Annotated in this window: 1 protein-coding gene; it reads left to right on the forward strand. The window is 52.9% G+C overall.

All coding sequences use genetic code 11. The annotated features are described in order from the left end of the window. On the forward strand, window positions 1-259 hold a 259-nt coding region (locus tag L9G74_RS24385), incomplete at both ends, for an acyl-CoA dehydrogenase family protein (protein ID WP_238898728.1).

The raw sequence follows: 259 nt of genomic DNA on the forward strand, positions 1-259 counted from the left end.
GCACTGAGGAGCAGAAGGCCCGCTGGCTGGTGCCACTGTTGGAGGGCAGGATCCATTCGTGCTTCGCCATGACTGATCGAAAGGTGGCCTCCTCAGATGCCTCTAACATCGAGGCTTCCATCAAAGAGGAAGATAACTCCTATGTCATAAATGGTCACAAGTGGTGGACCTCAGGCATCCTGCATCCTCACTGCAAACTCTGTGTGTTTATGGGAAAAACAGACCCACAGGCCCCAAGGCACCAGCAACAATCTATGCT

This window comes from Shewanella electrica (assembly GCF_022321485.1).
In the GTDB taxonomy this organism is placed as follows: Bacteria; Pseudomonadota; Gammaproteobacteria; order Enterobacterales; family Shewanellaceae; genus Shewanella; species Shewanella electrica.